At 34.3% G+C, this 12,148-nt stretch carries 10 protein-coding genes and 1 tRNA gene; 9 read left to right on the plus strand and 2 right to left on the minus strand.

Annotated features, from left to right (window positions below):
- The first annotated feature begins 250 nt into the window (after positions 1-250).
- On the plus strand, positions 251-1,126 hold the full coding sequence (gene ttcA, locus ABID39_RS03445) for a tRNA 2-thiocytidine(32) synthetase TtcA (RefSeq protein ID WP_354186067.1): 876 nt from the start codon (positions 251-253) through the stop codon (positions 1,124-1,126).
- 33 nt (positions 1,127-1,159) lie between these two features.
- On the opposite strand, the gene rimO is transcribed toward ttcA, so the two are convergent.
- Positions 1,160-2,473 carry a 30S ribosomal protein S12 methylthiotransferase RimO gene (gene rimO / locus ABID39_RS03450; protein ID WP_354186069.1) on the minus strand — a complete coding sequence of 438 codons (1,314 nt, stop codon included), beginning with the start codon at positions 2,471-2,473 and terminating at the stop codon, positions 1,160-1,162.
- A 217-nt stretch (positions 2,474-2,690) separates the two neighbouring features.
- A complete protein-coding gene (gene lexA, locus ABID39_RS03455) occupies positions 2,691-3,404 on the minus strand; it encodes a transcriptional repressor LexA (RefSeq protein WP_354186071.1) in 714 nt (237 codons plus the stop codon).
- A gap of 585 nt (positions 3,405-3,989) precedes the next feature.
- On the opposite strand from lexA, the gene ABID39_RS03460 reads away from it, so the two are divergent.
- The 8 genes from ABID39_RS03460 (at position 3,990) to ABID39_RS03495 (ending at position 12,095) form a co-directional block, all read left to right on the plus strand.
- Positions 3,990-4,065: transfer RNA gene (locus tag ABID39_RS03460), tRNA-Lys, on the plus strand.
- Positions 4,066-4,521: 456 nt separating this feature from the next.
- On the plus strand, positions 4,522-5,394 hold the full coding sequence (locus ABID39_RS03465) for a septal ring lytic transglycosylase RlpA family protein (RefSeq protein WP_354186073.1): 873 nt from the start codon (positions 4,522-4,524) through the stop codon (positions 5,392-5,394).
- 603 nt (positions 5,395-5,997) lie between these two features.
- Complete coding sequence (locus ABID39_RS03470) at positions 5,998-7,161, plus strand: D-alanyl-D-alanine carboxypeptidase family protein (RefSeq protein WP_354186075.1); 1,164 nt, start codon at positions 5,998-6,000, stop codon at positions 7,159-7,161.
- A 29-nt stretch (positions 7,162-7,190) separates the two neighbouring features.
- Positions 7,191-7,835, plus strand: a complete 645-nt coding sequence (gene tmk, locus ABID39_RS03475) for a dTMP kinase (RefSeq protein ID WP_354186077.1) — start codon at positions 7,191-7,193, stop codon at positions 7,833-7,835.
- A complete protein-coding gene (locus tag ABID39_RS03480) occupies positions 7,832-8,887 on the plus strand; it encodes a DNA polymerase III subunit delta' (RefSeq protein ID WP_354186079.1) in 1,056 nt (351 codons plus the stop codon). Before tmk ends, ABID39_RS03480 begins: the two co-directional genes overlap by 4 nt.
- A gap of 65 nt (positions 8,888-8,952) precedes the next feature.
- Positions 8,953-10,509 (plus strand): methionine--tRNA ligase, encoded by a 1,557-nt coding sequence (gene metG, locus ABID39_RS03485; RefSeq protein ID WP_354186081.1) that lies wholly within the window; start codon positions 8,953-8,955, stop codon positions 10,507-10,509.
- Entirely contained in the window at positions 10,499-11,272 is a 774-nt protein-coding gene (locus ABID39_RS03490; RefSeq protein WP_354186083.1) for a TatD family hydrolase, read from the plus strand. Before metG ends, ABID39_RS03490 begins: the two co-directional genes overlap by 11 nt.
- A 10-nt stretch (positions 11,273-11,282) precedes the next feature.
- Complete coding sequence (locus tag ABID39_RS03495; protein WP_354186085.1) at positions 11,283-12,095, plus strand: MBL fold metallo-hydrolase; 813 nt, start codon at positions 11,283-11,285, stop codon at positions 12,093-12,095.
- Positions 12,096-12,148: the final 53 nt, after the last annotated feature.

Raw genomic sequence — 12,148 nt, forward strand, 5'->3', positions numbered from 1 at the left:
TCTCTTCGTTTTCTTATATATTCTAAAAACATTGTCTTGCTTTGTAGTCTCTGAGACGAGAAGTTGGTTATTGGTAAATGGTGCTATATTGAATTCGTTGTTATATTCTATAACAACATTATCTATATAGCTCCATTTTTTGTGTTTTCAGTAGATCAATGAAACCTCAATTTGGAGTGTGTTGTGTCTGTTATTGTCTCTGGAATTCTTGCAAAACAGTTTATTTATTGTGCAGGATTATTATGGTATTATGAAGAAGATTTCAGTCAAATGTCAGACAATGGAGGAAAATATAGAGAGAACTGATCCTTTAGCGGAAGAAATTGTTGATTGTCATCCAATATTTCGGGGGGCCCCCTCAACTGTAGAGTTTAATAAATTACGCAAACGGCTTTTGCGTCACATGCGGCAAGCATTGGATGACTTTTCGATGCTTTCTTCAGGAAAAAAATGGCTCATTGCTTTATCAGGTGGAAAAGATTCTTATGGTTTACTGGCACTTCTTTTAGATTTAAAATGGCGTGGTCTTTTACCTGTTGAAATTTTAGCATGTAATCTTGATCAAGGACAGCCAAATTTTCCGAAGCATATTTTGCCAGATTTTTTAAATTCTTATCAAATTCCATATCGTATTGAATATCAAGATACTTATTCTGTTGTTACAGATAAATTATCACAGGCACAAACATATTGTTCGCTTTGTTCTCGATTACGGCGTGGTAATTTATACCGTATTGCACGTGAAGAGGGATGTTCTGCCTTAGTCCTAGGACATCATCGTGATGATGTTTTAGAAACGTTTTTTATGAATTTGTTTCATGGGGGACGATTAACAGCTATGCCTGGAAAGCTTATCAATGATGAAGGAGATCTTTTTGTTTTGCGTCCTCTTGTTTATGCAGCCGAGGAAGATATGGAAAAATTTGCTCAAGCAATGCAATTTCCTATCATTCCTTGCAATCTCTGTGGTAGTCAAGATGGTTTACAACGCAATGCAATGAAAGAAATGCTCAAAGATATAGAGAGAAGGATGCCTGGACGTAAAGATACCATGATTCGTTCCTTAACTAATGTACGTCCAAGCCATTTACTTGATAAAAAGGCTTTTAATTTTGAAAATTTATAAGAACAATATTCATCCTCAGTTTTTTTTGTAATTTCAAACTGCCATCCCATAAAGATCATAAGCATCTGATTGTTCTATTTTTACGGTGACAAATTCACCAGTACGTCTAGGTAGTCGTGATGTTATATGCACAATACCATCTACTTCTGGAGCATCATATTGGCTACGACCTTTAGCACTTTTTCCTTGACTTTCATCAATAAGAACTTTGAGTCTTTTCCCGACTTTTTTCTTTAAAAGGCGCGTAGAGATTTGTTGTTGTTTTGCCATAAAGCGATGCCAACGGTTTTCTTTGATTTCTTCAGAAATTTTTTCTAACCCTAAATCATTTGCAGCTGCTCCTTTTACTTCTTCATATTTAAAGCAGCCAGCACGTTCAATTTTTGCTTCTTCTAACCATTCAAGAAGTATATTGAAATCTTCGTTTGTTTCCCCTGGAAAACCGACAATAAATGTTGATCGTAAGGTAAGATCTGGGCAAATTGCTCTCCATTTTTCAATTCTACGGTTTGTTTTTTCCATAAAAGCAGGACGTTTCATATTGCGTAGAACGGTTGGTGATGCATGTTGAAAAGGAATATCTAGATAAGGAAGAATTTTTCCTTCTGCCATAAGTTCAATAATTTCATCAACATGAGGATAAGGATAAACATAATGCATACGTATCCAAATGCCCATCTCTCCTAGTTCGCGACAAAGATCAAAAAATTTTGTTTTTATTGTACGATCTTTCCAAGGTCTTTCGAGATATTTAAGATCAATACCATAAGCACTCGTATCTTGTGAGATAACTAAAAGCTCTTTTACACCTGCCTGTACAAGTTTCTCAGCTTCACGAAGTACATCATTAATGGGACGTGAAGTAAGATTACCACGTAGAGTAGGAATAATACAAAAACTACATCGATTAGAACATCCTTCAGAGATTTTTAAATAAGCATAATGGCGAGGAGTTAAGCGAATACCTTGCGAGGGAACTAAATCAATAAAAGGATCATGAACTGGAGGAACTGCTGCATGAACAGCTTGTATAACACTTTCATAGGCTTGTGGTTTTGTAATAGCCAACACATGAGGATGTGCTTGTCGAATGACCTCAGGGTCAGCACCAAGACACCCAGTTACAATGACTTTTGCATTTTCTTTAAGGGCTTTATCGATATTAGCTAATGATTCACTACGGGCAGAATCAAGAAAACCACATGTATTCACAATAACAAGGTCAGCACCTTGATGTTTATGTGTGATTTCATAACCTTCAGACCGGAGTCTTGTGATAATTCTCTCAGAATCTACTAGTGCTTTTGGGCATCCGAGAGAAACAAAACTAATACGAGGTACTGCCATGATGAATTCTACAACTTTATACTGATGAGATTAAATTTTCTATCGTACTTCATTAAGTAAAAATACTCTTTATATTGAATTCATATACAAAACAATTTCTTATAAAATTATTTTTTCTATAATTCTTTATCAATATATATTTTTTATTCATGTAAATGATATAATAAAAAATACTAAATAGTTTTTTTATTGAATATATAAAAAGCGCTGAAAAATTTTAGTATTTACGAATAAGTCCAATAAGTTTTCCTTGTATCTGTATACGCTCAGATCCGTATACACGTGTTTCATAATAAGGATTTGCAGCTTCTAATACAATAGAGGCTCCTTGGCGTCGATAACGTTTTAAAGTTGCTTCTTCTTGGTCAATACATGCAACAACAATTTCACCTGATATTGCTGTATCTTGACGTTTAACAATTATAGTATCTTTATCAAAAATACCAGCTTCAATCATAGAATCATCTTTAACTTCTAAAGCATAGTGTTCACCGTCGGTAATCATATCTTGTGGTATGGAAAGTATATTTGTTTGTTGCAATATAGCAGAGATAGGTATCCCCGTAGCAATGCGTCCCATAATGGGAATAGTGGTATTTTTTCTCTCTTCTTCCTCAAGATTATCAAGATTGTTGAAGTTCTTTAATATTTCTCTTTTATTTTTCTTTATCATGTTAGGAGAAATTTTACGCGCTAAAGAAAGATTAAATGTTATTTTATCGGGAAGACGAATCATCTCAATTGCGCGGGCGCGATTTGGCAAACGTCGTATAAAACTTCGCTGTTCTAAAGCTATAATAAGTTTATGAATACCAGACTTTGAAGAAAGCCCCAATGCAGTTTTCATTTCATCAAAAGAGGGAGGAATGCCAGTTTCTTTCGTATGGTTGTGAATGAACAAAAGTAACTCATATTGTTTACACGTTAGCATTCACTATTCCAATCAAAAAAATAAATATAAGATAAAATCAGAAACTTAAAAATATTGTTTTGACTTTATAAGTAAAATAAAAAATAATAGCTATTTAAGTTTATTAATATACAATATATATTGTATATGATTTATTTTATATTTATATTAAAATATTGTTAATGTATTACATTTAATAACAAATCGTATAATTTTTATACAAGTGACACGATAACCATAACTTTTAATGGATATATTTTCTATTGTACTTTATTCTCTAAATAAAATAACAGTGTATACTGTTTGATATTTTCTTGATTATTAATTAATTCAGTTTTCGGTGTTTACATATATTTTTTACTTTTCCCATAATTTTGAAATATTCACTATTTCATATTTTGGAAACTAGGATTCATTTTTTATGTTTAACTTATTCCTTTTATTCAAGCTCAAAAAGGAAAAAAATTAAAAACGCGATGATAAGAAAAAACAGAAAAATATTGATAACTAGAATAAATAATAATATTTTTTCCCAAAAGGTGTTGACCAAATGAAAAGTCGACCGTATGTTCCACTCACTTTCTGCAAGCGAGATGACTTGTTTGAGAGCGCGTAGCTCAGCTGGTAGAGCAACTGACTTTTAATCAGTAGGTCCAGGGTTCGAATCCCTGCGCGCTCACCATAATTTATTAAGCAGAATCAATATATTTTAGAACTCGAGAATTTTAATTATTTTTAGGTAATATCTTAAGAAACGATTCACAGCTGTTGAGATATATTCCATTATTCAAGATTTTTTTACCTCATAAATCAGAGTGTCTTACTGCTTTTTATGCAGATTAAGTTTGTTTATTCACAGCTTATATCATAACGTGATAATTTATTTTAAACATTTGACCTAATTATCTTTTTTTATTCTCTAACATCTATCTTTAATGCATTTACTTCTTGTGAAGAAAATAAAAAAGGTTAATAATGTGTTAATTTTGTTGATAAAGAGTAAATTCTGAGGATATCGTAAGCACGTGAGGGGAATCATCTGAAAATGCGAATTTTCCTATCTCGCCAATTTTAAGTATGGCGTGTTTTTGCAGCAGGTTTTGCAGCAAATACTTAATAGAAATAAGAGAGCTGACAAATGCTTTTAAACAGCAATAAAAAGTTTACTTCCGTTCTTAACTCAACATTTCAATTTGTTTTTGTGGTAGTTATTTCACAGTTCTTGATATCTTGTTGTGCAAGCAGGACAGCACATATTGCCGTAAAAAGTTTCTTTCATAAGGAAGAAACTGATGTAAAGACTACTGCTATGCCAAAAAAAAATTCAAACAATCAGAATCAATTAAAAGGAAATAAGAAAAGGGGAGTCATTGTTGGTAAACCTTACCAAATAAAAGGAAAATGGTATTATCCTCAAAATGATCCAACCTATAAACGTGTTGGAGAAGCGTCATGGTATGGTTCAGATTTTCATGGGCGTTTAACTGCGAATGGTGAAATTTATGACATGAATCTATTAACTGCTGCACATCCTACGATGCCTTTGCCCAGTTATGCTCGTGTTACAAATCTGAAAAATGGCTCTTCTATCATTGTTAGAGTAAATGATCGCGGTCCTTTTATGAAGGATAGAATTATTGATTTATCAAAACAAGCTGCAGAATTGCTTGGTTATGCAAATGTGGGGGTAGCAAATGTTAAGGTAGAATATATTTCTGAAGCTCCCATTGGCTATTATGATAGTGCTTATCTGATGGCTTCTTATAAGTCGGAGAATGATTCTTCATCCTCATTAGCACTGGCAAAACTTTTAAAAGAAAGAGAGGGACTTATGCTAAAGAAGTCTCATATGGCGAGTCAAAAGCAATCTGCTAAAGATCCTCTTGTAAGCAAAGAACTTGCTAAAACTGTTCCAATAAAATTACCGGAGATTGGTCCGTTTTTGGTTGATAAGCCGCTATTATTTGATCAAGTAGCCTTTATAAATATGATAAACCGAGCGAAAAAGTAAACGTCAAGAAAACACTTTTTAAAGAGTGCTTTATTCTGATTACTTATAATTTCAAAATTACAGATAAGTATCTGTTGTTTATAGTTAAATTCTCAACAAGTTGGATTTGTGTGTTGTTATGAAATGGCACTTTAAAAGATATTATTATGCTTTTCACGCTTATGAAGTAACAAGCCGGCACCATCATTATATTTGCCTGCGTTGCTACAGACCTTGCATTAAGACGGTTCATAAGAACCATTTTTAGTCCTTTCTTATATAAATTTGATCCACACACTCATCCCGCTTGTGACGTACAAGCGAATGGTTTTGATTAATGCAATATAAACAGGTTTGAAATGAGAGAATCTTACGTTATTCGAGATTATCATTCAACATATAAAACAGTGAATTATGATTATAAATCAATGCATTGCACGTTAAAGAATAAATCCTAAGCGAGAAGAAAAATAAAAATAATATGCTGATGTATCTTGATGATACTGAGAAAAAACAGAAAACCGTTCTAAATTTGTGATGTTTCTCACTTTGCTAAAATAAACAAATCTTTTCTTATATAAGAGGATTCTTTATGCTGATTCTATAAATATGGGAGAATCGGCTATGCAGGTGGCAATAAGGGGTTTATTTATCTTATTTTGGGTATTAGCATTGAATGGGGGGGGAAGAGCACAAGGTTTTCAAACCTCTGCATCACAATTACTATTACTTAATCATGAAACTGATACAATACTTTTTGAAAAGCAAAGTGATGTTACATTTTTTCCTGCTTCATTAGCAAAATTGATGACGGCTGAAGTTGTATTTCATCAACTAAAAGAGGGATTGTTAGACAGTACGCAAAAATTCAAAGTAAGTGAAAATGCTTGGCGCAAAGGTGGTGCACCTTCTGGCACAACAACTATGTTTGCAAAAGTAAATACAGAAATTAGTGTTTCTAACCTGTTACGGGGGTTGATTATTGTTAACGGAAATGATGCAGCCATTGCTCTTGCTGAAGGAATATCAGGAAGTGAAGCCGATTTTGCAAAATTAATGAATCAGCGAGCCAAAACACTTGGATTGTTGCACAGTCATTTTGTTAATGCAACAGGGCTTCCTGAGGAAGGACAATTTGTGACATTGCGCGACATGCTCACATTAGCGCGTTACATTATTCGTGAATATCCCGATTATTATACGCTCTATCGTGAACCTGATTTTACTTGGAATAATATTTTTCAACGTAACAAAAATCCTCTTATTTCTAAAGAAATTGGTGTTGAAGGGTTTGCTTTTGGTTATAGCCAAGAAGAAGGTTCATCAATGATTGTTTCTGTTTATAAAAATCGTCGGCGTCTTTTTCTGGCAATAAATGGTTTGCAAAATAATAAAGGGAATACAAAAGAAGTAGAACAGATTCTTCAATGGGGAATGACAGCTTTTGACCTTAAAACAATTTTTACAAAAGGAGAAAAAGTTGGGTGTGCTTCTGTTTATGGTGGAGTGCAAAATTTTGTTTCTCTTATTATTAAAGAACCTATAAGCTTTATGCTTTCAAATGAAAGAAAAGTAAATGTTAAGGCAAAAATTAAATATCACGGTCCATTAAAAGCTCCCATTGTTTTAGGGCAGAAGATTGGTGTTATTCAAATTATAGAAAACAAAAAGATTCTTCTTGAAAAGCCGGTTTTTGCTGGAAATAATGTTCAGAAAGGAAGCTTCTTTGCAAAAGTAAAAAATGCATTCTATGAAATAACGATTGGATGGTTACGGAAATATTTATAGTACGAGCTAAATTTAAGGGATAAATTTACGTGTCAGGTTATTTTATTACATTTGAAGGAGGGGAGGGTGCAGGGAAAACAACTCAAATTTCTTTGCTCGCTCAGTATCTTTGTAGCAAAGGCTATGAAGTTCTTACAACACGAGAGCCCGGAGGAACAGCAGGAGCAGAAGCAATACGACATGTTTTGTTATCAGGTCAGGTACAAGATTATGGACCTTTAATTGAAGCAATCTTATTTACAGCAGCACGTTCTGACCACGTTAATGAAGTTATTAAACCTTCTTTGCAAAAAGGTAAAATCATTTTATGTGACCGCTTTATTGATTCTACACGCGTTTATCAAGGACTCAATAATATGGTGAGTTCCTCTGTTCTTTCCGTTTTAGAATCTATTGCCCTCAATGGGATAATGCCTCATCTAACGTTCTTACTCGATATACCAGCAACATATGGTATGGAGCGTGCCAATCTACGTAGAAAACAAACAGAAGTTATCGATTATTTTGAAAAAAGTGAATTAAAAATTCAAGAACAAAGACGTCAAGCTTTTCTTCAACTGGCAAAACAGGAACCTCGTAGGTTTCGAGTAATTGATGCTACAGGTGCAGTGGAAGATATTGCTCAACAAATAAAAGCTATGTGTTATCAAGAAATATTGGATCAGTTTTCATGAGTGATGTAAATTTTTTACGCCAATATGATGATATCGAGGCAGTTTTATCACCTTCACAAAACAATATTATCTTTGGTCATGAGGTTGCTCGTCACTTTTTAGCGCAAATGCGTGAGGAGGGGCGTTTACATCATGCGTTATTGTTTGAAGGAGAACATGGGATTGGAAAAGCCACATTGGCACTTCATCTTGCTTGGAATATTTTAAGCTCTCAAAAAGGCGAATTGTTGCAACCAGAGTATCATTCCATCACATGGCATCAAATGATGCATGGTAGTCATCCTGGTCTTTTGCATATTTCTCGTCGTTTTGATTTAAAAATGCAAAAATTTAAAACAGGTGTGCTTATCGATGATGTCCGCGATATCATGCACTTTTTAAACAAAACATCACAAGATGATGGGTGGCGTATTGTTATTATTGATCCTGCAGATGATATGAACAGAAACGCAGCTAATGCAATTCTTAAAACCCTTGAAGAACCTCCTGCAAAAACTTTGTTCATTATCATCACACATTCTTTAGGACGATTGCTTCCGACAATTCGCTCACGCTGCCAACAAATCTCTTTGCGACCATTGAGTAATGATGAGATGAAAAAAGTCATTCCACATATTTTTTCTCATCAGGTTTTACCGGATGAAAAAACTATTGAAATGATTATTCAAAGATCCAAAGGAAGTCCTCGAAAAGCTGCTTTACTTATTTGCCAAGGCGGACTTGAAATGGTTAAAACCATTGATGCTCTTTTAGAACAATCTGTTTGCAATCCAGCTATCGTACACACTCTTGCACAAACGCTTTCGTCTCTTTCTTCCACTATCCAATTTCAACAATTTTGTGATGAAATTCTTGATAAAATTCAAAAAAGATCTATCATGCTCGCTGAGAGAGGAAATTTATTTCTCTCAAAAAAATGTGCGCAAATATGGCATGAGACGCACCAAGAGATAGGGGAAACACAATCATTTAATCTCGATAAAAAACAATTTATTATTAATCTACTTTTTAGAGTTCATAAGATCATTCGTGAAACTGAGCTTTTTCCGTGACAATGTGATTAACAGGCGTTATGTCACTATATATTTTATTGCGTTTTTTTCACAACGAGTCTGACATGCGTGACACATATTATATAACAACTCCGATTTTTTATCCTAATGGCACTCCACATATTGGACATGCTTATAGTGCGATTGCAAGTGATGTTTTGGCCCGCTTTCAACGCTTAGATGGCAAAGAAGTCTTTTTTCTATCTGGTACGGATGAACACGGTTTAAAAATGCAACAAACAGCGGCAGCATTAGGCATAACACCTAAACAGCTTGCAGACCGTAATAGTGCTGTGTTTCAAAAAATGCTTGTAGTATTAAATTGTTCTAATAACGATTTTATCCGCACAACAGAAGAGCGCCATTATAAAACTTGCCAAGAAATTTGGAACAAGATGAAAGAGAATGGAGATATTTATCTCGGTCGTTATAGCGGTTGGTATTCTATTCGGCAGGAAGCTTACTATGAAGAAGAGAATACTGAAGTTGGAGAAGATAATATTCGTCGTGAAAAAGAGTTAGGTTCTCCTGTTGAATGGAACGAAGAAGAAAGTTATTTTTTTAAACTTTCCCGTTATGAAAAAGCTCTTCTTGAGCATTATGAAAAATATCCTGATTTTATTGCTCCTGTTGAGCGGCGCAATGAGGTTATTAGTTTTGTTAAATCGGGTTTAAAAGATATTTCTATTTCACGAGCAAGTTTTAATTGGGGCGTTCCTGTTCCAAGTGATCCAAAACATGTAATGTATGTCTGGGTTGATGCACTTGCAAATTATCTTTCAGCAATTGGTTTCTTCGAAAAAAAATCACAAAAACACAATTTTTGGCCTGCAAATACTCATATTATTGGTAAAGATATTCTTCGTTTTCATGCAGTTTATTGGCCAGCATTTTTAATGTCTGCTGGCATTGAATTGCCTAAACATATTTTTGCTCATGGTTTTTTACTTAATCGTGGAGCAAAAATGTCAAAGTCTATTGGCAATGTCGTTGATCCTTTTGAAATGGTTGATCACTATGGTCTTGATCAGGTTCGTTATTTTCTTCTCCGTGAAGTGCCATTTGGGCAAGATGGTAGCTACAGCCATGATAGCTTTGTGAATCGCATTAATGCGGATCTTGCTAATGATCTTGGTAATTTAGCACAGCGTTCTTTATCAATGATTGCTAAAAATTGTGATGCAAAAATCCCTCTACCTGCTTCATTTTTAATTCAAGATGAACAGTTATTAGAAAAATCTCTTCAAACACTTGAAATTGTACGCCAAGCCATGTTTTCTCACGGAATTCATTTAGCGCTTTCAGCTATCTTTTCAGTCGTAGCAGACGCTAACCGTTATTTTGCTAACGAACAACCTTGGAGTTTACGGAAAAATAATCCAGAAAGATTTCATACAGTTCTTTACACAACGGTAGAAATTTTGCGGCGAATAGGAATTATGTTGTTACCTTTTATGCCACAATCAGCAGGAAAACTTCTTGATAGTCTCGCTATTTCTGAAGACAATCGATTGTTGCATCACATAGGAAATTCAAAGATTCAAGAGGGAGTTAATCTTCCTACTCCAGAACCAATTTTTCCTCGCTATATTTTAAAGGATGCTTCTCATCATGTTGATTGATACGCATTGCCATCTTGATTTTGAGGATTTTGCACAAGATTTAGATGGTGTTATCCAACGAGCTCTAGATGCTGATGTTAAACGTATGATAACAATTTCAACGCATGTTCGGAAATTGGATAGACTTTTAGCAATTACACAAGCCTATGATCAGGTATTTTGTTCCGTTGGAACTCATCCCAACAACGCTCGTGAAGAACAAAATATTACAGCTGAAGAGCTTATTCATCTCTCGCAGCATCCTAAAATTGTTGCACTTGGAGAAGTTGGTCTTGATTACCATTATGATTATTCTTCACCAGAAGAGCAAAAAAAAGTTTTTCAAGAACACATTATTGCTTCTCGAGAGACGCAACTTCCCCTTGTTATTCATTCGCGCAATGCTGATTTAGATATGGAAGAAATATTACGCAAACAGATAAAAGAAGGGGCTTTTCCATTTATACTTCATTGTTATTCATCTGGAGAGAGACTTGCTCGTGCTGGTATTGAACTTGGTGGTTATATCTCTTTTTCAGGTATTCTTACTTTTAAAAATGCAATTGAAATTCGTGAAATAGCAAAAATTGTATCTCATGAACGTTTATTAGTTGAAACAGATGCACCGTTTTTAGCTCCTGTTCCTCACCGAGGTAAAATAAATGAGCCATCTTTTGTATCATACACAGCTACGGTTTTGGCTAAAACAATTGGCTTAAGCACTGAAGAAATAGCTAAAATAACAACGCAAAATGCTTTTCGTTTATTTAATAAAATGAAATAAGGCAAAAATTATGTGTGATCAATACCGATTTACAATATTAGGCTGTGGTCCTTCTCTTGGGACCCCTCGTCCTAATGGTGATTGGGGTGCTTGTAATCCTAATAATCCTAAAAATAAACGCTACAGAAGCTCTTTATTAGTTGAGCGCATTCATCATGTATCAGGAAAAAAAACAACTGTTGTTATTGATACTAGCCCAGATTTTCGCTCACAAATGATTGATGCACATGTGAATCATCTCGATGCTGCACTTTATACGCATTATCATGCAGATCATATTCATGGTATTAATGATTTACGCAGTTATGCGCTTGCACAAAAATGTTTAATCGATATTTATGCAGATGAGTTTACACTGGAACATCTGAAAAATGCCTTTGGATATTGTTTTCAAACACCAAAAGCGTCGTTTTATCCACCCATCCTAAAAGCGCATCTTATTAACGAAGATAGCCAATTTATCATTCAGGGGGAGGGTGGTGCAATAATTGTTAATACGCATCTACAACTTCATGGCACCATTCATTCTTTAGGCTTTCGCATTGCCAATGTCGCTTATTGTACAGATGTGAGTAAATTTCCTGAACATACATTACCTAAATTAATGAATTTAGATGTTTTAATTATTGACGCTCTTCAGTTTGAAACTCATCCAAGTCATTTTTCTGTTGATCAAGCATTAGAATGGATAGAATACTTAAAGCCCAAACAAGCCATACTCACACATATGGATAGATCGCTTGATTACGATAAGCTTGTAAATTACATACCTCCATATGTTAAGCCTGCATATCAAGGTCTTATTTTTGAAACAAATGCATAAGTACTTATAGTACTATAGCCCAATATTTTCTATTAATTTCTGTTAATTAAATA

It is taken from the genome of Bartonella japonica (genome assembly GCF_040545385.1).
GTDB classification, from domain to species: domain Bacteria; phylum Pseudomonadota; class Alphaproteobacteria; order Rhizobiales; family Rhizobiaceae; genus Bartonella; species Bartonella japonica.

Bases quoted from the DNA above. Each gene is read 5' to 3' on its own strand.
- ttcA (WP_354186067.1), top strand. From the start codon at position 251: ATGAAGAAGATTTCAGTCAAATGTCAGACAATGGAGGAAAATATAGAG.
- rimO (WP_354186069.1), bottom strand. From the start codon at position 2,473: ATGGCAGTACCTCGTATTAGTTTTGTTTCTCTCGGATGCCCAAAAGCA.
- lexA (WP_354186071.1), bottom strand. From the start codon at position 3,404: ATGCTAACGTGTAAACAATATGAGTTACTTTTGTTCATTCACAACCAT.
- ABID39_RS03465 (WP_354186073.1), top strand. From the start codon at position 4,522: ATGCTTTTAAACAGCAATAAAAAGTTTACTTCCGTTCTTAACTCAACA.
- ABID39_RS03470 (WP_354186075.1), top strand. From the start codon at position 5,998: ATGCAGGTGGCAATAAGGGGTTTATTTATCTTATTTTGGGTATTAGCA.
- ABID39_RS03480 (WP_354186079.1), top strand. From the start codon at position 7,832: ATGAGTGATGTAAATTTTTTACGCCAATATGATGATATCGAGGCAGTT.
- metG (WP_354186081.1), top strand. From the start codon at position 8,953: ATGCGTGACACATATTATATAACAACTCCGATTTTTTATCCTAATGGC.
- ABID39_RS03490 (WP_354186083.1), top strand. From the start codon at position 10,499: ATGTTGATTGATACGCATTGCCATCTTGATTTTGAGGATTTTGCACAA.
- ABID39_RS03495 (WP_354186085.1), top strand. From the start codon at position 11,283: ATGTGTGATCAATACCGATTTACAATATTAGGCTGTGGTCCTTCTCTT.